The sequence below is a fragment of the Streptomyces sp. NPDC031670 genome, assembly GCF_055580545.1.
On sequence record NZ_JBVILC010000026.1, the window covers coordinates 56670 to 77056 of the forward strand.

The window sequence follows — 20387 nt, forward strand, 5'->3', positions numbered from 1 at the left end:
GGGTCATGGGAAAGCTGGCCGTGCGTGCGCTGCGCGCCGTGCTCGGGGTGGTGATCGTCGGCACCGCCTCCGTGCAGGCACTGATGGTGTGGACACTGGTCAGCGGGAGCGACCCGGAGGACGGGTCGCTCCCGCTGACCGCGCTGCGTGTCGCCACGGTCCTGGGCATGGTGTCGGTCCAGGTCGCCCTGGTCTGCGTATGGCGGCTGGTGACGATGGTGCGGCGCGGAACCGTGTTCTCCCACGCCGCCTTCCGGTACGTGGACGGGGTGATCGGGGCGATCGTGGCGGCTGCCCTGGTGTGGTTCGCGGTCACGGTCATCAACGCACCGGGCCAGCGGGACGACCCCGGCGTCACCCTCATCATGGGCGGGGTCGGTGTCGCCATCCTGGGGGTCGCGCTCATCGTGCTCGTGCTGCGGATGCTGCTCGCCCAAGCCGTCGCCCGCGACGTCGAAGCGGCGCAGATGCGGGCCGAGTTGAACGAGGTGATCTGATGCCGATCGCCGTCGACATCGATGTGATGCTGGCCAGGCGGAAGATGTCGGTGGGTGAGCTCGCGGACCGGATAGGGATCACACCCGCCAACCTCGCGGTACTCAAGAACGGCCGCGCCAAGGCGGTGCGCTTCACGACGCTCGCCGCGCTCTGCGAGGTGCTCCAATGCCAGCCCGGCGATCTGCTGCGCTGGGAGGACGAGGTGTCCGAGGAGACCGCGTGACCGCCGCTCCTTTCCGGTAGGTGATGGCGTCAGCCCGTGTCGAGACCGTCGATCAGGCGGCCCAGGAACCGGGTGAAGGTGGCCTCGGGGGTGAGGGCGCGTCCGGGGGCGGAGAGGGCTTCGCAGGGATGGCCCGCGGTGTTCGCCGAAAGCCTGGCGTGGCTGCGCGCCCACCTGTACGCCGACGCCTCCGGCTTGCGACCGACCCCGGTACGGGTACACATCGGCGGCGAAGACACCTGGCAGGACCTCGGCGACTGGCCGCCCGCCGCGGCTTCCACCCCGTGGTACCCCATTCCCGGCGGCCATCTCACGCAACAGGGACCCGCGGACTCGGCACCCCTGACGACGTTCCGCTACGACCCGGCGGATCCCACCCCGTCCCTCGGCGGCCCGCTGCTCTCGCGCACTGCCGGCCCCCGCGACAACGGCACTTTGGAGATCCGGGACGACGTTCTGACATTCACCGGTCCGCTTCTGACCGAACCGATGGACATCATGGGCCCCGTCTTCGCGCAGCTGAGTCTCTCCACCGACACCGGACACGCGGACATCTTCACGCGCCTGTGTGATGTGGACCCCCAAGGCCGTTCCGTCAACATCTGTGATGGATTCAGCCGGTTCCGGACGGACGAACAGGCACCCACTCGCCTCACTGTGCCGATGAGCTCCACCGCCCACCGGTTCCCCGTCGGTCACCGCATACGCTGGCAGATCAGCGCAGGCGCCCACCCGCGCTACGCCCGCAACCCCGGCACCGGCGAGTCGCCCGCGGACGCCACCACCTTCACACCCGTACGCATCACCCTCCACACCGACTCGGCACTCGTGCTTCCCCGCGTCGAAAGATGACCGGCGTGGCCCACCGTCGCAGAGCGGCCGGCGGGGCGGTGCGCGTGGTGACCGCCGGGCGCTCCGTCGTCGACACAGCGCGCGAAGTGGCGGCGGCGACTGGGCGACTGGACCTGACGGATGCCTGGTCCGCTGCCGCCTGGGCGGACGAGGAGGTCAGGGATGTCCTCGCTCGCCCGGCGGCGTACTCGGGTCAGCCTGCCTGCGGCCGGCCGTCACGTACCCAGGTCACGATGGTCAGGACCGAGGTGATGTACATCAGCACACTGAACGTGGCGACGGACTCGACGTACTGCTCGTAGCCCTCTGCGCGAAGCTGAAGCGCGAAAAAGCTGAGCACGGTTCCCAGCGCTGCGGTCGCCGCCGCCATGGCTACGAAGGGGCCCTTCGTCATCGGTACTTCCCCCATGTCAAGAGACAGTTGATCACAAGGGACGCTACTCGCCGCGGCTCGACGGCCGCAACCGAGCCCGCCCCGCCGGCGGAGAGCGGTGAGGCGGTCCCGGTCCCTCCAGTCGGTCGCCCAGATTCGCGATCTTCAGGGCGTGCCGGCCGCCGACGAAGTCAGCAGGTGGCCTCGGTGGGTGTGCGGAACGCGGCCTGCGCCGGCCTGCGCGGTGGCCTCCTCCAGCTCAGCCGTCTGCGTCGTTCTCGCCGTCAGCGGACTCGTCGTCGTCCCCCTCGGCCTGCGACGGCGTGGTGCGGGGCGGCTCGGCCCGCTCGTCCGGAGTCGTCCCGTTCGCCTCCTCGTCGGTCGCATCGCGCTCGCCCTCGGCCTGGGACGGAGTGTTTTCGCTCATTTGTGCTACCTCTCATGGGTGCCTGTGATCCAAGTTCCCACGCCGTCCGTGCGCTCACCTCTTCGGTTCGACCAATTCGGCGGCTCGGGCCGACCCGTCCCCGAGCCGGTCTGTGGGGCTGAATGCCCCAAAAGGCGTTGCAGGGGTTATTCACCTCTGTCCCGGGCACCCGTTGTCACCAAGAACGCTACGTGGGCCGGGGTGTACTCGCGGTGGAAGGCGTAAGGGCGGGTCCCGTGGCGGACTCCGAGACACACCAGGCAAGCCCCCGCGCCGCCCGCTGTCCGACGTCCGGAAGGAAGCGAACCTCGATGTGTGGTCTGAGCGGAGAAATCCGCTTCGATGGCGAGCGCCCCGATGTCGCTGCCGTGGAGCGCATGAGTGAGCAGTTGGCTGCTCGTGGACCCGACGGCAGCGGAATCTGGACGCGCGGCGCGGTGGCTCTCGGGCATCGCCGATTGAAGATCATCGACCTGTCGGACCATGGAGACCAGCCCATGACCGACGCCAGCGGAGAGCTGACCGGTGTCTTCAACGGCTGCGTCTACAACTACCGGGAACTGCGTGAAGAACTGCGGGGGATGGGTCACCGCTTCGAGTCGACGTCCGACACCGAGGTGATACTGAAGGCATACCGGCAGTGGGGGACGGCCTGTGTCGAGCGCCTCTTCGGCATGTTCGCCTTCGCCATCGTCGAACACCGCACCGGTCGTGTGGTCCTGGCCCGCGACCGGCTGGGCATCAAACCCCTGTACGTGGCGGGCACACCCGAACGTCTGCGGTTCGCCTCCTCGCTGCCCGCGCTCCTCGCCGCCGGAGGCGTGGACACCTCCCTCGACCCGATCGCCCTGCACCAGTACCTGAGCTGGCATGCCACCGTCGCGGCACCGCGCACCGTCCTCAAGGGAGTGGGCAAGCTCCCCCCTGCCACCGTGCGCGTCGTGGAGCCGGACGGGACCCACCGCGACCACCGGTACTGGGAGCCGTCGTACGTGCGTCGGCCCGAGCACGCCGGTATGTCCCCGGACGAATGGCGTGACGCGGTGCTGGAAGCCCTGCGCACCGCGGTGCGCCGTCGGATGGTCTCCGATGTCCAGGTCGGAGTCCTGCTCTCCGGTGGCCTGGACTCCAGCCTGATCGTGGCGCTCCTGGCCGACGAGGGCCAGCACGACCTGATGACGTTCAGTGTCGGTTTCGAGACCGAGGGCGGTGAGAAGGGCGACGAGTTCCGGTACTCCGACCTGGTCGCCCGCGAGTTCGGCACCGCCCACCACCAGTTGATGGTTCCGTCGGACCGCGTCTCCGCGGACCTGGACGGGGCTGTGGCGGCGATGAGCGAGCCGATGGTCAGCCACGACGTGGTCGCCTTCCATCTGCTGTCCGAGCAGGTGTCCAAGGAGGTGAAGGTGGTCCAGAGCGGCCAGGGGGCGGACGAGGTCTTCGCCGGGTACCGCTGGTACCCGGAGCTGGCGGAGGTCGCCCGAGAGGACGAGCCGGAGAGGTACGCCAAGACCTACTTCGACCGTGCGCACGCCGACCTCGCACAGATCCTCCAGCCACACATGCTGCCGGCCGAGGATGTCTCGGCCCGCTTCGTCGAGGAGCACATGGCGGCGCCCGGGGCGGAGACCGCGCTGGACGCCGCCCTACGGTTGGATACGCACGTCATGCTCGTCGATGACCCGGTCAAGCGCGTCGACAACATGACCATGGCCTGGGGGCTGGAGGCCCGTGTGCCCTTCCTCGACCACGAACTGGTGGAACTGGCCGCGGCCTGCCCGCCCGAACTCAAGCTGGCGGACGGCGGCAAGGGCGTACTGAAGGAAGCCGGCCGCAAACTGTTGCCCCGCGAGATCGTCGACCGGCCCAAGGGATACTTCCCGGTACCGGCCATCCGGCACATGGCGGGTCCGGTTCTGGACCGGGTGCGTGAGGCGATGGAGGCACCCGCGGCCAAGCGACGCGGTCTGTTCCAGGAGACGTATGTGGCCGAGCTGCTCGCCTCGCCCGACGAACACCGCACCAGGCGCGGGGCCAATGCGCTCTGGCAGGTGGCCCTGCTGGAGATATGGCTGCAGACGCACGGAATCACATGACCGGCGAGCCCTGGTCGCGGCCCCGGCGAGTACCGCCCGACTGGTCGATGGCCGCGCCCGCCTCGGGACCCACCGGTTCCGTGGCAGATGCACTCCGGTCGGCGGGCCTGTGGTCGGCGACCGGGACTGGATCCACCGGCTTCGACCCGACGCCGGCGCTGTTGCCCGAGGCGAGCGGTCCACGAGACGCCGTGACCGTGCTGCGCGCGCACGGTTGCTGGTATCCCAGCCCCAACCCCGACGGCACCCAGGTGGCCTTCATCAGCGACCGGGGCGGTGTGCCCCAGCTGTGGGCCGCGTCCGTGGACCGTGACGACGCCCGGCTGCTGGACTCCTCGACGGAACCCGTCACTGAAGTGTCCTGGTCTCCGGACGGCCGCTGGATCGCGTACACCATCACACCAGGCGGTGGCGAACACGGACGCGTGTTGTGCGTACGGCCCGACGGCACCGGTCGTCGCGTGCTGGCCGGGGGCGACCGAGGCAGCTCCGCCTACCTCGGCTGCTGGACGCACGACGGCTCGGCCGTCACCGTGACCGTCGCCGCCCCGGCCGCCCGCCCGGCACACGCCCCGCCATCGTCCGGCCCGGCCGTCACCTCACCGCGAGCGCACACGCCCGACCGGGACGGGCGGGCGACGCTCCTGGGGGAGGACCGGCTCCTCATCGCACCCGGGACAGCTCCGGCACCCGGGCCCCTGGATCTTGCGGCACCGGCCACCACGTCCTCCACGGCCCAGGCGGGCGGGAACCTGTCCGCCTATCTGATCGACCCCGACGCCCACACCTCCCCCGTGCTGCTGGCCGGCGAAACCGGCGCCGCGTCCCTGCGCGTGTGCGACCTCAGCCACGACGGGACGCTCGCGCTGCTGCGCCGGGGGCCACGCGGACGGCGGGAGGGGGTCGTCCGGCGCGTGGCCGACCGCGCGACCACGTATACGATGCCCGTCGCCGACGGCGATCCATGGGTCGGCAGGTTCTCCCCCGACGGGGCGACGCTGTGGTTGCGCAGCAATGCCGGCCGGGAGTACGCGGCGCTGTTCGCGGTGGCGCTCGGCGCCGACGGCGAGCCGTACGGCAGCTCCGTGGTGGCGGAACGCGAAGGCCACGACCTGGAGTTGCTTTCGATGGACCATGCAGGGCATACGGCCGTACTGGTATGGAACATGCAGGGCGCCAGCGAAACCGACCTCATGGACACGTTCCCGGCACACGAGGCCCAGGACAGGACCGGCCCGGCCAGACCGCTTTCCCTTCCCCACGAGGTCGTCACACGTGTCACTCCGGCCGGACCGGGCCGCCTCCTGCTGGCGCTGTCCGGTTCGCAGCGCCGTCCCGGCGTGTGGTGGGCCCATGACGACGGGGCCCTGTCGCGCACACCCTGGTCCTCCCTCGACATCGCCGCCGCTGCTCCCGGCCGCTCGCCGGTACGCCCCGTCCCCTTGCGTTTCGCCGCACGCGACGGACTGCCCCTGAGCGGCTGGTACTACAAGGCCCCGGGAAGCGCGGCGGGGGAGCGGACACCTTGCGTGATACACCTGCACGGCGGCCCCGAGGAACAGGAACGGCCCGTCTTCAACCCGCTTTACCACGAGTTGCTCGGCCGAGGACTGGACGTCTTCGCGCCGGATGTCCGCGGCTCCTCCGGACACGGCAGGTCATTCGTCGACGCCGACCTGGGCCCCGGCCGCTTCGCCGCTCTCGACGACGTCGCGGACTGCGCGGCCCACATCATCACGGCAGGCCTCGTCGACCCCTCCCGACTGGCGGTCATGGGACGCTCCTACGGCGGATACCTGACATTCGCCTCCCTCGTATGGCACCCCGACCTGTTCCGTACCGGGATCGCCGTCTGCGGCATGTCCGACTTCTCGACGTTCTTCGCCGGTACGGAGCCGTGGATCGCGGAGTCGGCGGCACACAAATACGGCCACCCCGAACGTGACCGCGAGCTGTTGCAAGCCCTCTCCCCGATGAGCCGGATCGACGCCCTGCGCGCCCCCGTGCTCGCGGTGCACGGCGAACACGACACGAATGTGCCGACCGGGGAATCCGAACAGTTCGTCCGGGCCGCCCGGGAACGCGGTGTCCCCGCCGAGCTTCTGACCCTGCACGAGGAAGGCCATGACTTCCTGCGCGCGGACAATCGTCGACTGTTCCGCCGTACCGCCGCCGACTGGATGGAACGGTATCTACGCCCCTGACCACGGTCGGACAGCGCACCGGTCAGACGCCGTCCACCTGGTCGCCCTTGTTGCCCTGGGCGTCCTGGGCGTCCTGGGCGCCTTCGGGCCAGGCCATGTCGGCCCGCACGCCCGTGTCGGCCTCGGTCAGAAGGTCGACGACTGCCTCGAAGCCTCCGGCCTCCAGCGCCCGGCGCTGGCGGTCCGCTCCCGATCCGTGCCGCAGCAGACGATCGACGAGCGAGGTGACTTCACGAGCGTCGCCCGCCTCCTCCAGAGCGGGCCCCACATGGCGCATCAGCAGGGCCACGGCGTCGGCCGCCCGACAGCGTTCCCCTTCGGGCATGACCAACTCACCACTGAGTCCATGGCGTGCGGCCTGCCACATTCCCAGGCCCAAGAGCTCAGGAGGGATGTCGGGCAAGCCGATCCCCGCCCCGGCCTCCTTCGTGGCGGTCGCGACCAGGGCACGTACCAGCCCGGCGAACATCACCGCCTCGTCCGTACGCAACTGGACGTCCAGGGCACGTACTTCGACGGTGGGGTAGGAGTCGGACAGGCGCGCCTGCCAGTACAGCTGGCCGGTGTCCCGGATGACCCGGGTCGCCAGCAGCCGCTCCACCCGTGCGTCGTAGTCCGTGGCATCGGCGAAGGAGGGAGGCAGACCGCTGACGGGCCAGCGGTCGAACACCACGGTGCGCCAGCTCGCGAAACCGGTGTCATGCCCTTCCCAGAAGGGCGAGTTTGCCGCTATGGCGGTCAGAATCGGCAGCCAGACGCGAATCCGGTTGAGCACCTCGACCCCCATGTGGCGATCGGGTACGGCGACGTGGACGTGCATGCCGTTGACCAGCTGTTCGGCCACCAGCTGCGGTGCCTGCTGCTGGATGGCCCGGTAGCGGACCTGGTCGGTGACGGGCACCGGCAGTGTCTGCCGCAGAGGTGGCGTCCCGCCGGCCATCACGCGGCAGCCGTGTGCCTCCGCCGCCCCGGTCACGGCGAGCCGCAGGCGCAGCAGATGGCCGCCGACCTCTTCCAGCGAGTCACACACCGGCGTGGCCACTTCGACCTGGGCCTGGAGCAATTCCGACTGGATCTCACGCGTGGCGACGAAGGGTTCGAGCCCGGCGGCGGCACGTACCTTCTCGGCCTGCGCCACCAGTCGGCCCGTGGCCGGATCGAGCAGCATGTACTCCTCTTCCACGCCGACGGTCGTCATCCAGGACCTTCCTTCCGGCAACGTGCCGCCGTGGGGGGAGCAACTCTGCTGACCGATGTCGTGCGCACCCGTGGCGGGCACCGCACCAATCCCAGTGCCCCCATCGTGCCGGTTCGTCCCTTACTTCACGTGGGTCACACGCCGGGCGGCACACGCCTGGCGCCGAGGAGCGCCCTCGCACGGACCGCATCCCAGGGGTGGGACTCCTGAGCGTCACGGGCCTGGGGGCCAGAGGAGGCGAGCCCGAGGCTGAATCTGGCGTGCCACGGCCCGAGGCAAGGCCCGATCGCCGTTCACCCTTACGAGCGTTGGGCGGGGCCGACCGGCAGACGTACCGTGAGGCGCTCTGTCTGGGGGCGTGGATGAGCGGTACGGTGAGCTCAGCCGTTGGTGTCCACCGCGCCGCTGCGTCCTTCCCAGACCGAGGGGCGCACCCGGTACGGTCCTCTTCAACCGCGCGGCCCCGGTAGAAGGCCGCGCGCTTCCTTCCCAACACTGCCTTGCGGAAGGGGAGTAGCTCCCCTCCCAGCCAGGGACGGCCCCAGATGGTGAAGCCCTCAGAACCGCGCACCTTCCGCTGCCTGCTGCCGGGCCCCGCTGCCGTGACCGACGTCTGCGCGGTGCCCGACCGACGGCCGGTCCGCGTCGTGCAGACCGCCGTGGCCGGGTCGACACCACGGACCGTGCTCGTGCGTGTGTTCGGGGATGTTGACATAGAGACCGCGCCCGTCCTGGACTACGCGCTCCTGTGCGCCGGGGCGCGGCGGGTCGTCGTGGACCTGTCTGGCTGCGGGTTCGGCGACTGCGCGTTGCTGACCGTCCTGTTGCGGGCCCGCCGCCGCAGCGAGCTGATTCTTGTAGGTCCCTTGCCCACCCGGATGCAGCGGCTGTTCGACCTCACCGGTACGACGAGTGCCTTCACCATCCTGACGGACGTGAGCGAGGCTCCGCTGGTTCACCCGCCGTACGGTCCCGCCTGAGAGGTGGGCGGGGCGCGCGGGTGCAGCAGCTGTTTAAGCCTGAACAGAGCACCGTCACCCCTTGGGGGAGCGGGAGTTGGGGCGAGCCCAGCATGAGTGTCAGACCCGTCTGTCAGGCTCTGGTTATGGAGATGACGCTGCAATTGACGATTGATTGCGCCGACCCGCAGAGGCTGGTGGCGTTCTGGAGCGAGGCCCTGGGATACGTACCCGAGCCCCCACCGGGCGGACATGCCACGTGGCGGGAGTACTGGGCAGCCTTGGGGGTGCCCGAGGAGGAGTTGCCCGAAGGCGCGGGCGACCTCGCGGAGTCGATCGTCGATCCCGCAGGACAAGGGCCCCGGGTGTGGTTCCAGCAGGTTCCGGAACCCAAAGCCACCAAGAACCGCATACACCTCGACCTGAAGGTCGGCGGGGGACGCGATGTCCCGTTGGCGGTCCGTACGCAACGGGTCACCGCCACAGTGGAGCGACTGGTCAAAGCCGGCGCCGGCGTGCTTCGGATCACGGATGAACCGGCCATGGGACAGTACGCCGTGCTGCTGCGGGACCCGGAGGGCAACGAATTCGATGTCGTCTAGGAATCAGTAGCATGCCGCGCATGGCCATCAGACTTGAGAACGTCGGCATCGCTGTTCGCGACCTCGAAGCAACGGTTTCCTTCTTCACCGACCTCGGACTCACGGTCGTCGGCCGTGACACGGTCAGCGGTGAGTGGACCGACACCGCCGTCGGGCTTGATGGCAATCACGCCAAGATCGCGATGCTCCAGACGCCGGACGGTCACGGCCGCCTTGAGCTCTTCGAGTACATCCACCCCGACGCGATCGAGTCGGGGCCCACCCGCCCCAACGAGATCGGAATGCATCGCGTCGCCTTCTCGGTCGACGACATCGACGAAGCCCTTGAGACAGCCGCGAAGCACGGATGCCATCCGCTTCGCGGAGTGGCGATCTATGAGGACGTCTACAAGCTCACGTACGTCCGTGGTCCCAGCGGCATCCTTGTGATGCTCGCCGAGGAGCTGAAGAAGAACTGACGGGCTTACTTGCGTCAACGCACGGTGCGCACCCCGGCATCACCGGGAGCCTCGTCCTCCTCATCGGCACGGCGGGGGCCCGTGGAACAGACCTTGGCGGCGCGGTATTCGCTGGGCGACATCCCGGTGGCCGTGCGGAAGGCGCGGGAGAAGCTGTCGGGCTGGGGGTACCCCCAGCGCGCGGCGATGGTGTGGATGGACAGATGTCGCAGAGCCGGGTCGCCGAGGTCTCTGCGGCAGCGGTCGAGCCGTTGCTGGCGGATGAAGGTGCGGGGTGTGGTGTTGTGGTGCTGGAAGACGCGGTGCAGGTACCGCAGGGAGAGATGGTGGGCCGCGGCGAGGACCTCCGGCCCCAGGGCCGGGTCCGCCAGGTGCTCGGAGACGAAGGCGCTCATCCTGAGGAACAGTGCCTGCCGGCTGGAGGCACCGGACACGGCCGGGGCGCCGGATGGCGTGTCGTGGTCGAGGTGGTGCGCCAGGACGGCTGACAACAGGTCCAGCGCGGTGGCTTCCAGGCGGGCGACATCCCGCGCCGTGTACTGCGCGTACTCGTGGGCAAGTCCGCTGAGGAACTGGCTGAACAGACGGTCGACACCACCTCTCCCCGGCACGGGCAGCCCGCACAACCGGGTGAAGTGCTCGTGCGGAAGCCTCAGGAGCTTCTTGGGGAACTGATAGACGAGATGCCTGCCCGGGGTGTCGTCGGCGTGGATGTTTATGGGCTCGGAGCTGTCGCCGAACCCCATCTCTCCGGGCTTGAGCACGAACCGCTGCCGGTACTGCTCGATGCCGACCTCTCCGGAGGTGACGAGGTGGACGCGGTACATCTCCGGGTCGGACTGGCGGACGTGCCGGGGTGTCCGTTGCGCGCTCACGGAGGCGTACGAGGACAGGACAGACACCTGCCCGGCCCCCAGCGGCATCATCTCGACCCGCGCCGTGAAGGTCCCCGTGTCACGGGGAGCGACGCGCTGGGGCACCTGCGCCACGGCCATCGCTTCGGCCCATGCCGCAGGCCGCTCGCTGACGGGAAGTTCCGCGGTGTCGATGACTGTGGAACGCATTCCTACCCCCGCGCGCTGTGGCAACAGTGACCCCAAGCAGGCAGTAAAGGGCACAGGCTCCCGAACCGACAGGGCGTTCTACGCCAACAAGCGTGCGCTGGCGGCCAACGACGCCGTACGCTCCGCCCGGACAGAATGGGACCGCCTGGCCGGGCACGGAAGAGGGGGAAGCCGTGCCCTGCCAGGTCCCGCTGACGATGGTCAGTGTCCGCCGATGCCTGTCGAGATCAGGGCTGTCCTCGCCCTTGGGCAGCACGGCGACGCCCAGGACCTCCTTCTGCTCGCCTTCGCGCGCCGTCTGCCGCACGGCCGCCTCAGCGGTGAAGTAGCCGGCCACTTCACGGGCGGGCGGTGACCGTCGTACGTAACCGTCTGCTCCTCGTGCTCGCGCTCTTGGCGGCTCCCGCTCGGGAAATCACCGGCAGAGCCCCGCGTCCCGTTGCTACGGTGCACCGGTGTCAGCGATCAAGAAGTTCCAAGTCACCTTCGACTGCGCAGAACCCGAGCGACTCGCTCGCTTCTGGTGCGAGGTGCTGGGGTACGTCATACCGCCGCCCCCGGAAGGGTTCGCCACATGGGATGAATACAAGCGGGCGCAGCCACCTGAGCAGCGGGACTCATGGTTCGCCTGCATCGATCCCTCAGGTGTGGGTCCGCGGCTGTACTTCCAGCGCGTCCCCGAGGGGAAGGCCGCCAAGAACCGGGTGCACCTTGATGTGCGGGTCGGCACCGGACTCGTGGGCGAAGAACGTCTCGCCGTACTTGAGGCCGAATGCGCACGGCTGATCCCGCTCGGCGCGGTACACGTGCAAACGCTGTACGACGGCAATGATGCGTGCATTCCGATGCTGGACATCGAGGGCAACGAGTTCTGTATCGACTGAGCGTGCGGGGAGCGAGGCCCTGACCGATGCGCTCGCCGCCCCTCCCTACGAAGTCCTGGCTCCCGCCGAGCTCGACGAGCTGGTCACCGAGCTCGAACCCGTCACCGCGATCCTGGTGGCCACGGGAGCGCAGTGACGAGCAGCGGCTGACGGGATGAGGAACCCGCCTTTCGGCACTGCCTGCCACGGCCTGTACGCCCGGTGTCTCACCGCGCGCCGCTATGCTCCATCGCGTGGGCGAGGTCGCGGTGGTACGCGAGGGCAGTGGGCCGGAAGTCCTGCTGGTGCATGGCGGTGCCGGTCCGAGGACGACGTGGGGCGGTATGGCCGCGCTGGCGGAGCGGTGGACGCTGGCATACGTCCACCGGCGAGGATATCCGCCGAGTCCGCCGCCGCAGGAGCGTCAGGACTTCGAGGTGGACGCCTTGGACCTGGCACCGCTGCTCGTGGGCCGCCCGCACGTGGTCGCCCACTCCTACGGCGTCCTGGGGACGCTGATCGCGGTCGCTGCCGCGCCGGACAGCGTGCGCTCGCTCACGTTGATCGAGCCACCGCTCAACTACCTTGTGCCGGACGACCCCGAGGTGGCGCGACTGGAGCGCATCGGCGATGCGGTCCTCACCCACGGGATGGAGTCGGACCCGGCCGAGCTGCGCGAGTTCCTCCGTATCGCGGGCGCGCCCATCGGCCACGGTCCGCTCCCCAAGAACGTGGTCGCCGGCGTTCGGCGGGCGCACGGCAGTCGACCGACGAGCCAGGCGCGCCCGCGGCTCGACGTGATCCGGCAGGCCGGCGTCCCGGTACTCGTCGCGTCCGGAGACCACGAGGCTGCGCTTGAGCGGATCTGTGACGCGCTCGCGGAGACGCTCGATGGCGAGCGCGGTGTGCATCCGGGGGCTGGTCACTTCGTCGCCGCGGCACCGGGCTTCGCCGAACGGCTGGAGACCTTCCTGCGTAAAAACGGCACAGGGCGGGGTTCGAAGTCCGGCACGCCCCAGCAGTACCCGCTGCCGCCGCTCGCCAACACGGCGAGCGGCAGCAACCTGTGGCTCACAGCCTCACGCGGGCGGGAGCGTCCCGGACGCGGGTGGTCTGTCGGGCGTGACGCGTAGGACCGTGACGCGTAGGACAGGGATCAGAAGAATTTCTTGAAGCGGGTGGAGTCGCTGCTCAGGGGCAGGGGGTGGGCCGCTGCGAAGGGGCGGGTGGTGCTGTTGAGACCGGAGTAGTAGGCGGAGCCGGAAGGGCCGATGGCGTAGATGTCGGCCACGCCGCTACTGTTCCTGCCCGCCGGGATGATGTCGGTGTACTTCTGCCAGCCGCCGCCGACCTGGCGTCGGGCGGTGAAGTTGCCGTCGCCCTTGCCCAGGTAGAGCCAGAGGACACCGTCCTTGTCGCGGGCGAGGAGGTCGCCGCCGGAGGCACCGGCGATGTTGCCCGGGGCGGTGAGGAGGTTGTAGACGTCCCAGCCGCCGCCGACCTTCTGGCGCGGCTTGAAGGGGGCAGCCGCGTCGCCGGTGGAGGCGTAGAACCACAGCACGCCGTCCTTGTCGGTGGCGAGGAGATCACCCCGGCCGTCGCCGTTCAGGTCGGACCCGCCGGTGATCTGGGTGTAGACGTTCCAGCCGCCGCCTATCTTCGTGCGGGGCAGCAGCTTCTGCTTGTCGCCCTGGTGGAGCCAGAGCACACCGTCACGGTCCCGGCCGACGACGTCGTCCGCGGCTGAGCCTGCCAGGTTTCCGGGGGAGGCCATCAGGGTGTACGAGTCCCAGCCGGTGCCCAGCACGTCCGGCTTCGGGTCGTGGACGACCGGCGGGCAGCCCTCGTCCTGGCAGTCGGGGCTGTTGCCCATGGCGCGCAGCTGGCTGAGGTCGTACGCCGAGAGGTTGCCCGAGCTGTCGCGGACGAGGGCGTCCGCCTGCGCGTTGTCGTTGAAGTCGCGCGGCGCGGTGCCGCGCTCGACCGTGGTGGTACCGGTCTTCACGGCGGCGGGGCCGACGCCGGACGCCGGATAGGCGGTCATCTTCCAGGTGTACGCGCCGTTGTAGGCGCCGGTCACCTGGTCGAGGTATCCCTTCCAGTTGATGTAGGTGTCGTAGTAGCTCCACAGCGACACCTTGCGGCCGGTGGCCACGTGGGTCAGTTCCAGGGCGACACCCAGGTCCGGCTGGTTGGCCTCCCAGGTCACGTGCTTGTCGGAGCCGTCGAAGTGGAACACGCTCGGTATGTTCACCCCCTTCAAGACCATTTCCAGGGGATTCCGCGCGTCCCCGATCATGGTGGCCACCGGGGTGCCGTCGGGGCCGAGTGTGATGTGGAAGAGGCCCTGGCCCTGCGCGAAGGTGCCGCCGGACACCAGGAGCGTGCCGTCCCCGACCGGGGCCACACCACTCGCGAGATCGAGGAGAGGGACCTTCCGGCCGTCCTTGAGCGACTTGAGGACGATCGGCTTGTTCGGGTAGGTGACCCCGTCGACGACGACCTTGTCACCGCCTGTGATGGCCAGCCAGTCGCCGCCCAGGACGATCTGCGCCCGGTAGGGAAGGGTCTCGGCCCGCTTGGTCTTGCGGTCCACGATTCTGGTCTGGCCGGTTGCGGGCGCCCAAAGCACACGGTCGGGTGTGACCTGCGCGAAGCCGCTGTAGCGGTCGAGGTCGTACGTCTCGGTGGTGGCGGCCGTGGCCACGTCGACCACGCCGAGATGGAAGCCGCCCTCGGATGCCGAGGTCTGCACGGCGAGCGTACCGGGTGTGGAGCCGTAGAACTCCCAGGGGACTCCGGCCGGCATACCCGTCACCTTGCGGTCGACGACCTCGCCGCCGGGAGCCCGGCTCACGAGGTGGAGTTCGTGGGTGGCCGGGTCGACCATTACCAGCGTCGAGCCGTTGACCTCGCGCAGCTCGTAGGGGATGTCGATGACGACGGGGGAGCCGCCCTTGGCCATGTCGTGGATGGTGTGGCGGGTTCCCTCGCTCGCCACGACGACGTCGGCTCCGGCGGCGCCCCGATAGGTGACGGCGGCGCTCTTCGGGAACGTGACGCTGGAGCCGTCCGCGTACCGCGTCCAGACGACGTCGTCCGTCCGGACGGCGAGGAAGCCGTTGGGCCCGGCGGTCGCGAGGGCGCTGTTGAGGAACGGGAAGACCCCGTCCCGGGCGCCCTGTTGCGCGACCACGGCCGCACTGGTGGAGGCCGTCGGCGCGGCGGCGGCCGGGCCGGCGAGTGTGCCGGCGGTGGTGGCGGCCAGGGCGACGGTGACTGCGGCCATCAGCCGGAGCCGGGGGAGAGGGTGCGGGCGCGTGACATGGGATGAGCCTCCTCGTAGAAGGACGTGCGGTGCGGTGGAGCAACGCGACACCCACCAAGACCTATGAGGAAGAAGGAGGGTTGTACGCCTTATTCAATGAAATATCCGGAACGAGCGCTTCGGGCCCTGCGGTTGGAGAGACCCTTCGGAACGCGGCCGGGCGGTGCGTACGTCAGTGCGCACTCCTTGATCGACGCCTGACCCGAACTCACGGTTGCACTGGACTCGACTTTGGTGGATTCGTAGGAGAACCAGGCAAGTTGGCGTCGGCCGCGACTCCGGAGCGTTGGACTTCCCAGGAGTGCTGGGCTACGTGGACTACATCCGGAGGGGACTGGATCGAGAGCGTAACCCCATGCGCGCGCGGTGCGTGCATCATCAAGTGCGCGAGTTAGGGTGAGCCCGGACGGTGAGAGGAGCGCGATGACTGGCCGACGGCGATGGTCGACCGACGAGATCCTGGACACGGCGGCGGAACTGCTGCGCACGAGCGACGCCGAGTCGTTCAGCGTACGCAAACTCGCCGCGGCGCTCGGGACCGACTCCTCCAGCCTCTACCGGCACTTCCGCAACAAGACCGAACTGCTGCGCGCGGTTGCCGACCGGATCCTGCTGGCCGCCATGGACGGTTACCGCCCCGAGGGCGACTGGAAGCAGCGCGTCGCCGCCCTGGCCCTGTGCCTGCGCCAGGCCTTCGGCGAGCAAGTCCAACTCGCCGTGGTGTGGGGGCGCTACGGGTCCGGCGGCACCGGATCCCGACTGGTCATGGAGGAACTGCTGCAGGCCCTGCGCGCGTCCGGCCTGCCCGACGAGGAGGTCCCGGTGCGATACCACCGCATCGTGGTCCTCCTCGCCTCGCTGATCACCTCCGAGGCCGGTATCAGCACCATCGCCCCCAAGGAGTACGAGCAGGGCATGGAGCAGTTCCGTGTCGCGGTGCTCGGTGCCGATCCCGAGCGCTTCCCCGCCCTGGCCCACTTCGCCCGCGACCTGCGCCCCCTCGGAGCGGACCGCCCGGCCGCATTCGAGGAAATCCTCGCCGCCCACCTCGCCCAGATCGAGGCACAGCTCCCCTGACGTGCCGGATCACGGGCACGGTGCGGGTCACACCGGGATCTGGTAGCGATGGAGCAGATAGCGGCAGGTGTCGGCCACCTGCTGGTCGCTCAGCGCCGCGTCGCAGAGGACCGCCGTGACCACCAGCCCCTGGAGCATGTGGCCGTGGTCGGAGAGGTAGCCGAAGACCGGCGCCGCCCAGCCGACCGTACGGACCCGGTCGTCCCTGCGCAGTTCGTATGGATACCCGTTGGTGTAGGTCTGGAGGCGGCGGGCCGCGCCCGCGGTGGAGCGGACGGCGTAGACCGCCCAGCCGTTGTCCGACTCGGCGGTGCGTGACAGCAGTAGATAGTCCAGTTGCCAGCCCTGCCCGTTGCTGCGCAGACCGCCGGGCCGGCCGGGCGCCGAGTCGAAGGTGGGCAGACGCTTGGCCACGAAGAACCACGTCGCGGCGCCGCTGCTGCCCTGGAGGGTGGGGAATCCGTAGTGGCCGCCGGTGAAGCGCAGCGCCGCGAGGCCGTTGACGGCCGCGGACTCGAACACAGCGGGGCTGCCCACGGCGGTGCCGTGGTGGTGGGCGGGGCTCAGGTCGGTGAGCGCGGTGACGGGGCTGCCGTCCCTGAGCGGTTCGCCGCCGTCGAGAAGGGCGTCGGCGCGGTAGTAGCCGATCAGACCGGGCAGACCGGGCAGCGGGTCGTACGGCGAGGAGGCGAGCGGCGGCGCCGACACCGCGGGCGGCACCGCTCCGATACCGATCCGGGCCGAGGCCCCGGGCGTGGCCGTGTTGACCGCGAGGGCCTTGTCCGCCGGCGGGAGGCCTTCGTAGAGGCCCTGCCACAGCGGCCCGTCCACCGCAATCAAGGCGCGCATACGGAGGTCCGCGTGATGGTTGAACGAGCGCTCGACCTTGCACCAGCCGAGGCCCTTGTGCACGTCCCCGAGCGCCCCGCGCTCGCTGCCGACGAGCCGGATCGCCACGGCGTGTTCGCCTCCGGCGCTTCCGACGCAGTCGCGGACGACCAGCTGGGTCGGTCCTCCGATGTCCTCCGCGAGGCTCGCCCAGATGTAGCTGTCGCGCGGCAGGTCCGCATCGAAGTGCTCGAAATCGATCATCCAGTTGTCGAGGACCGCTTCGGTCTGGAACAGCTTCACCGCCGATTCGCACACCGCGGAGTCGGTGCAGGGCACATCGCGGTAGGCCACCCGGGATCTGAGAGCCTTGAACGCCGACCGTCCGTAGTAGGCGAGGGCCAGATCGGTGGCGGTGGTGTACTGGCCGAAACTGTAGATGGCGCAGTCGGTCTGGTGCTCGAAGCGACAGGAACGCAGCGACACCGGGTAGTTCACCCCGAAGTGGTGTGAGCTCAGGCCCTGGGCGCCGAACTCCACCACCACGTCGTCCATCGAGAAGTTGTACACGAGGCCGAGGCCGATGGCCTGTCCGTAGTGGGTCGCCTTCGGCGCGAAGGAGAATCCCCGCACGTTGAGTTTCTCGCAGCCGTTGCCCTCGACGTATTCGGCCAGGTCGTGCGGGATGAAGAACCCGCGCCCGAAGAGCCCTACGTCCCCTTCCCACAGGAACTGCAGGTCGGGCACGCCCGCGGGGCTCTTGTGCACCGGTTCCCGCATCGTCAGGGCTCCGAAGACCCGGCTCTCGACGGTGAGCCACCGCAGGTCGTTGACCTTGCCGTTCGTGAGCAACGCAGGACGGGCTGCGCCGGTTCGAAGGGGATGCGGATCTCGCGGTGCAGCCCGTCCGAGGTGAGGAACGCGAAGACGACGGCCGGCGGGTTCTCGTGCGCGTTGACGTACGCGTAGAAGGGGGAGGGCCGGTTGAACGCGTCGACCATGCCGAACAGCGGCTGCACCGACCAGGGCATGACTCGTTGCGGACCACGAAGTCCACCGTCAGCTGCCGCACGCCCGCCCAGTAGTCACCGTCGGTCGGGCCGAACTGGAAGGGCGAGCAGGGCAGGCTGACGGTGGCCTCGCTCGTCGGCCCCCCGGCCACGGGGGAGGGGACCCGGGTGCGGCAGCCCCACCGCTGGTCGGTGACCGAGGCGTCGAGCATGCCGCTCAGGTTCGCCCAGTGGCCCTCGCTCAGCGGCCGGTCGTGGGTGACACGACGCAGCCCGAAGGTCAGCGGGGGTGTGGCCCCGATGGCCCGCAGGGCACTCGTGCGCCCGCCCTCGCCGACGATACGGACCCGGTTGCTGTCGACCAGCACGGAGCGCAGGAATTCATAGGGCTGCGGGTCGGCGGGGACGAAGACGATCCCCCCGGCGTTCTTGTCCAGGGCGTCCACGGCGTTCTGGAACGCGTCCGAGCAGGTCGCACGGCCGTCGGGGCCGGGAACGGCGTCGAAGTCACGGACATTGACGAATACGGGGGGCGGGAGCCATGGGCCGAGGCTATCCAAGCCCAGGGCACCCGGGCAGGCGTCAACTCCTCTTCGTATGACGTGACTTACGCGGGGCGTGTCCGTGCTCGGCGGATCATCCGTTGCTGCCCGGGCGATAGAGGCTGAGGTCGCCGTAGGCCGACAGAGTGCCGGCCACGTCACCCGGTTTGTGCCGCAGGGTGGCGTCCAGGAAGGCGAGAGTGCTTGCGGCGACCACGCGCGCACTCCTGGTGCGGCCCAGGGAGCCGACCATGGAGGGCACGGGCGGCAGGTACAGGGGGGCGTCCATGAAGGTGAGGTGTGCGGCGCCGGGGACGGTGAGCCGGTAGCTCGTCGAGGTGCTCAGCTTGAGGACCTTGGTGAGGCGGGGTATGTAGCGCGGGTCGGTTTCCCTGCCGATGGCCTGGGTGAGCGCGAGCACCGGCTGGTGGAAGGGGAGCGGCTCGGGGTCGCGGGGGTAGCCGTCCAGATCGACGACCGCCGCGAACCGGCGGTCCTGGCGTGCTGCTTGCAGGGCGGCGGCGCCCCCCAGGGAGTGTCCGGTCACCGCGGCCCGGCCGGTGTCAAGACGCCCGGTCAGCGGGCCGGCGATGTCACCTCGGTCGAGGCGGCCCAGTTGAGTGAGGACGAAGCTGAGGTCCGCGGCCCGAATCCTCGTGGTTTCGACGGCCCGTTTGTCGTCTTCGTCGTCGTCGCCGGTGGAGGCGATCCGCGTGTTGATCGTCCGGCCGTCGGCGAGGACGACGGCGGCGGAGTCGTACGGGTGGTCGAGGGCGGCGACCACGTAACCGTTGCTGGCCAGTTCCTCCGCCCACGCGGTGTTCTGCGTGCGTACGCCCCCCAGCCCGGGAGAGAACACCACGAGCGGGAACCGTTCGCCACCGTGGACCACCGGAGCGTCGAACACCGCGTGGGTGTGGGCACGCGGGACACCGTCGACCAGGAAACTGGGGAGGCCGGCATAGCGCGCGAGGGCATCGGAGACGGTGCGCGCCTCCTGTTCCGTGCGGCCCAGGTACGGAGCTCGCCGCGCGCCGGCGGGGCTCTTCTGCGCGGGATACCAGAGCTGGACCACGACCGTGCGCCGGTCGCCGGGTTCGGGAGTGGCGGTCTCGGGGCGGTTCGGGTCGGTCCACTGCGTCACCTGGGTACCGACCGCGAACCGGCCCGTGGGCTCGGGGAACACCGGGATGGGAAAGGCCCAGGCGGCCACCGGGCCGGTGGCGATCAGACCGACGCAGACCACCGACCCCGGCAAAGCCACCCACCAGCGGGCCCGCCTCGTCGCCCGCCCGGTACGCCGTCGCATCAGGGGCGAGACGGCGAACGGCAACGCGAGGGCGGCGCCGGCCAGTACCGGCAGCATCTGCCAGCGGAACCCCGTCACGCCCAGCGCGATCGCGGACACGACGAAACCCGCTCCCGCCGCGATCGTGACGGGTGGGCGAGCGGCGGGGGGAAGCCAGCGTGCCGCCACCAGCGCGACGGCACCCAGCAGGGCGAGGATTTCCAGGGGGGACATGTGCGGTCCCGAGATGATTTCGGTCACCGGGCCCTCCTCGGCGCGTGGTACGGGCCGCCACATCGACCCCGGGTCGCCGTCGTATGCGACCGGGGTCGCTACCGCGGACACGTCCTGTGTGCGATCCCAGTCGCATCCGGATGCCTCGCCCGTGCGACCGGAGTCGTCCTTGCGCCCGCCGGGTCAGAGGCCGCTTTGCGACCGGGGGAGGTAGGGGGACTCCTCCTGTGGTCGTACCTCGGCGCGGTGTGATCAGACGCTGG

General features: G+C 69.7%; 20 protein-coding genes and 1 pseudogene. 13 read left to right on the plus strand and 8 right to left on the minus strand.

Features of this window, described 5'->3' with window-relative positions; translation table 11 throughout:
• The first annotated feature begins 5 nt into the window (after positions 1-5).
• The 3 genes and pseudogenes from ACZ5ID_RS32270 to ACZ5ID_RS32280 all read left to right on the plus strand — a co-directional run.
• Complete coding sequence (locus ACZ5ID_RS32270; RefSeq protein ID WP_468905040.1) at positions 6-497, plus strand: DUF2975 domain-containing protein; 492 nt, start codon at positions 6-8, stop codon at positions 495-497.
• The gene (locus tag ACZ5ID_RS32275) at positions 497-721 is read left to right on the plus strand and encodes a helix-turn-helix domain-containing protein (protein WP_468905042.1); all 225 of its coding nucleotides are present in this window, start codon (positions 497-499) and stop codon (positions 719-721) included. Before ACZ5ID_RS32270 ends, ACZ5ID_RS32275 begins: the two co-directional genes overlap by 1 nt.
• 123 nt (positions 722-844) lie before the next feature.
• Positions 845-1573 (plus strand): annotated as a pseudogene (locus tag ACZ5ID_RS32280) (CocE/NonD family hydrolase); the annotation flags it as partial.
• A 193-nt stretch (positions 1574-1766) separates the two neighbouring features.
• Here the strand turns inward: ACZ5ID_RS32280 and ACZ5ID_RS32285 are convergent.
• On the minus strand, positions 1767-1967 hold the full coding sequence (locus ACZ5ID_RS32285; protein WP_406555532.1) for an SCO3870 family protein: 201 nt from the start codon (positions 1965-1967) through the stop codon (positions 1767-1769).
• A 238-nt stretch (positions 1968-2205) separates the two neighbouring features.
• Positions 2206-2373, minus strand: a complete 168-nt coding sequence (locus tag ACZ5ID_RS32290) for a hypothetical protein (protein ID WP_468905044.1) — start codon at positions 2371-2373, stop codon at positions 2206-2208.
• A gap of 311 nt (positions 2374-2684) precedes the next feature.
• On the opposite strand from ACZ5ID_RS32290, the gene ACZ5ID_RS32295 reads away from it, so the two are divergent.
• Both ACZ5ID_RS32295 and ACZ5ID_RS32300 read left to right on the plus strand, forming a co-directional pair.
• Positions 2685-4469 (plus strand): N-acetylglutaminylglutamine amidotransferase, encoded by a 1785-nt coding sequence (locus tag ACZ5ID_RS32295; protein WP_468905046.1) that lies wholly within the window; start codon positions 2685-2687, stop codon positions 4467-4469.
• On the plus strand, positions 4442-6673 hold the full coding sequence (locus ACZ5ID_RS32300) for a S9 family peptidase (protein ID WP_468905048.1): 2232 nt from the start codon (positions 4442-4444) through the stop codon (positions 6671-6673). The genes ACZ5ID_RS32295 and ACZ5ID_RS32300 overlap by 28 nt, the downstream gene beginning before the upstream one ends.
• Positions 6674-6695: 22 nt before the next feature.
• On the opposite strand, the gene ACZ5ID_RS32305 is transcribed toward ACZ5ID_RS32300, so the two are convergent.
• Positions 6696-7871 carry a carboxylate-amine ligase gene (locus ACZ5ID_RS32305; RefSeq protein WP_468905050.1) on the minus strand — a complete coding sequence of 392 codons (1176 nt, stop codon included), beginning with the start codon at positions 7869-7871 and terminating at the stop codon, positions 6696-6698.
• Between the two features lie 545 nt (positions 7872-8416).
• On the opposite strand from ACZ5ID_RS32305, the gene ACZ5ID_RS32310 reads away from it, so the two are divergent.
• From ACZ5ID_RS32310 to ACZ5ID_RS32320, 3 genes are all read left to right on the plus strand, one after another.
• Entirely contained in the window at positions 8417-8851 is a 435-nt protein-coding gene (locus ACZ5ID_RS32310; protein ID WP_468905053.1) for an STAS domain-containing protein, read from the plus strand.
• A gap of 125 nt (positions 8852-8976) precedes the next feature.
• The gene (locus ACZ5ID_RS32315) at positions 8977-9432 is read left to right on the plus strand and encodes a VOC family protein (protein WP_468905056.1); all 456 of its coding nucleotides are present in this window, start codon (positions 8977-8979) and stop codon (positions 9430-9432) included.
• Between the two features lie 20 nt (positions 9433-9452).
• Positions 9453-9890 carry a VOC family protein gene (locus tag ACZ5ID_RS32320; protein ID WP_468905059.1) on the plus strand — a complete coding sequence of 146 codons (438 nt, stop codon included), beginning with the start codon at positions 9453-9455 and terminating at the stop codon, positions 9888-9890.
• Positions 9891-9904: 14 nt separating this feature from the next.
• Here the strand turns inward: ACZ5ID_RS32320 and ACZ5ID_RS32325 are convergent, their stop codons facing one another.
• On the minus strand, positions 9905-10954 hold the full coding sequence (locus tag ACZ5ID_RS32325) for an AraC-like ligand-binding domain-containing protein (protein WP_468905062.1): 1050 nt from the start codon (positions 10952-10954) through the stop codon (positions 9905-9907).
• Between the two features lie 214 nt (positions 10955-11168).
• On the opposite strand from ACZ5ID_RS32325, the gene ACZ5ID_RS32330 reads away from it, so the two are divergent.
• The 4 genes from ACZ5ID_RS32330 (at position 11169) to ACZ5ID_RS32345 (ending at position 12950) form a co-directional block, all read left to right on the plus strand.
• Positions 11169-11309, plus strand: coding sequence for a hypothetical protein (locus tag ACZ5ID_RS32330; RefSeq protein WP_468905065.1), 141 nt, complete (start codon positions 11169-11171; stop codon positions 11307-11309).
• A gap of 100 nt (positions 11310-11409) precedes the next feature.
• On the plus strand, positions 11410-11838 hold the full coding sequence (locus ACZ5ID_RS32335; RefSeq protein ID WP_468905067.1) for a VOC family protein: 429 nt from the start codon (positions 11410-11412) through the stop codon (positions 11836-11838).
• Positions 11786-11974, plus strand: coding sequence for a helix-turn-helix domain-containing protein (locus tag ACZ5ID_RS32340; RefSeq protein WP_468905069.1), 189 nt, complete (start codon positions 11786-11788; stop codon positions 11972-11974). Before ACZ5ID_RS32335 ends, ACZ5ID_RS32340 begins: the two co-directional genes overlap by 53 nt.
• A gap of 97 nt (positions 11975-12071) precedes the next feature.
• Entirely contained in the window at positions 12072-12950 is an 879-nt protein-coding gene (locus ACZ5ID_RS32345; protein ID WP_468905072.1) for an alpha/beta fold hydrolase, read from the plus strand.
• Positions 12951-12973: 23 nt separating this feature from the next.
• Here ACZ5ID_RS32345 and ACZ5ID_RS32350 read toward each other — a convergent pair whose 3' ends face one another.
• Positions 12974-15106, minus strand: coding sequence for a hypothetical protein (locus tag ACZ5ID_RS32350; protein WP_468905074.1), 2133 nt, complete (start codon positions 15104-15106; stop codon positions 12974-12976).
• A 462-nt stretch (positions 15107-15568) separates the two neighbouring features.
• Between ACZ5ID_RS32350 and ACZ5ID_RS32355 the strand changes: the two genes are divergently transcribed.
• On the plus strand, positions 15569-16222 hold the full coding sequence (locus tag ACZ5ID_RS32355; RefSeq protein ID WP_468905076.1) for a TetR/AcrR family transcriptional regulator: 654 nt from the start codon (positions 15569-15571) through the stop codon (positions 16220-16222).
• Positions 16223-16249: 27 nt separating this feature from the next.
• Here the strand turns inward: ACZ5ID_RS32355 and ACZ5ID_RS32360 are convergent, their stop codons facing one another.
• The 3 genes from ACZ5ID_RS32360 to ACZ5ID_RS32370 form a co-directional block, all read right to left on the minus strand.
• Positions 16250-17902: a hypothetical protein gene (locus ACZ5ID_RS32360; RefSeq protein ID WP_468905080.1), complete on the minus strand. Its 1653-nt coding sequence runs from the start codon at positions 17900-17902 to the stop codon at positions 16250-16252.
• Positions 17833-18081 (minus strand): hypothetical protein, encoded by a 249-nt coding sequence (locus ACZ5ID_RS32365; RefSeq protein ID WP_468905082.1) that lies wholly within the window; start codon positions 18079-18081, stop codon positions 17833-17835. The genes ACZ5ID_RS32360 and ACZ5ID_RS32365 overlap by 70 nt, the downstream gene beginning before the upstream one ends.
• 615 nt (positions 18082-18696) lie before the next feature.
• On the minus strand, positions 18697-20187 hold the full coding sequence (locus tag ACZ5ID_RS32370) for an alpha/beta hydrolase family protein (RefSeq protein ID WP_468905152.1): 1491 nt from the start codon (positions 20185-20187) through the stop codon (positions 18697-18699).
• Positions 20188-20387: the final 200 nt, after the last annotated feature.

What these genes read in the sequence shown, in the direction of transcription:
- ACZ5ID_RS32305 (WP_468905050.1), bottom strand. Translation starts at nt 7,871, where the DNA reads ATGACGACCGTCGGCGTGGAAGAGGAGTACATGCTGCTCGATCCGGCC.
- ACZ5ID_RS32355 (WP_468905076.1), top strand. Translation starts at nt 15,569, where the DNA reads ATGACTGGCCGACGGCGATGGTCGACCGACGAGATCCTGGACACGGCG.
- ACZ5ID_RS32340 (WP_468905069.1), top strand. Translation starts at nt 11,786, where the DNA reads ATGCGTGCATTCCGATGCTGGACATCGAGGGCAACGAGTTCTGTATCG.
- ACZ5ID_RS32300 (WP_468905048.1), top strand. Translation starts at nt 4,442, where the DNA reads ATGGCTGCAGACGCACGGAATCACATGACCGGCGAGCCCTGGTCGCGG.
- ACZ5ID_RS32295 (WP_468905046.1), top strand. Translation starts at nt 2,685, where the DNA reads ATGTGTGGTCTGAGCGGAGAAATCCGCTTCGATGGCGAGCGCCCCGAT.
- ACZ5ID_RS32315 (WP_468905056.1), top strand. Translation starts at nt 8,977, where the DNA reads ATGGAGATGACGCTGCAATTGACGATTGATTGCGCCGACCCGCAGAGG.
- ACZ5ID_RS32310 (WP_468905053.1), top strand. Translation starts at nt 8,417, where the DNA reads ATGGTGAAGCCCTCAGAACCGCGCACCTTCCGCTGCCTGCTGCCGGGC.
- ACZ5ID_RS32320 (WP_468905059.1), top strand. Translation starts at nt 9,453, where the DNA reads ATGGCCATCAGACTTGAGAACGTCGGCATCGCTGTTCGCGACCTCGAA.
- ACZ5ID_RS32270 (WP_468905040.1), top strand. Translation starts at nt 6, where the DNA reads ATGGGAAAGCTGGCCGTGCGTGCGCTGCGCGCCGTGCTCGGGGTGGTG.
- ACZ5ID_RS32330 (WP_468905065.1), top strand. Translation starts at nt 11,169, where the DNA reads ATGCCTGTCGAGATCAGGGCTGTCCTCGCCCTTGGGCAGCACGGCGAC.
- ACZ5ID_RS32365 (WP_468905082.1), bottom strand. Translation starts at nt 18,081, where the DNA reads ATGCCCTGGTCGGTGCAGCCGCTGTTCGGCATGGTCGACGCGTTCAAC.
- ACZ5ID_RS32290 (WP_468905044.1), bottom strand. Translation starts at nt 2,373, where the DNA reads ATGAGCGAAAACACTCCGTCCCAGGCCGAGGGCGAGCGCGATGCGACC.
- ACZ5ID_RS32285 (WP_406555532.1), bottom strand. Translation starts at nt 1,967, where the DNA reads ATGACGAAGGGCCCCTTCGTAGCCATGGCGGCGGCGACCGCAGCGCTG.
- ACZ5ID_RS32370 (WP_468905152.1), bottom strand. Translation starts at nt 20,187, where the DNA reads ATGTGGCGGCCCGTACCACGCGCCGAGGAGGGCCCGGTGACCGAAATC.
- ACZ5ID_RS32275 (WP_468905042.1), top strand. Translation starts at nt 497, where the DNA reads ATGCCGATCGCCGTCGACATCGATGTGATGCTGGCCAGGCGGAAGATG.
- ACZ5ID_RS32350 (WP_468905074.1), bottom strand. Translation starts at nt 15,106, where the DNA reads ATGGCCGCAGTCACCGTCGCCCTGGCCGCCACCACCGCCGGCACACTC.
- ACZ5ID_RS32325 (WP_468905062.1), bottom strand. Translation starts at nt 10,954, where the DNA reads ATGCGTTCCACAGTCATCGACACCGCGGAACTTCCCGTCAGCGAGCGG.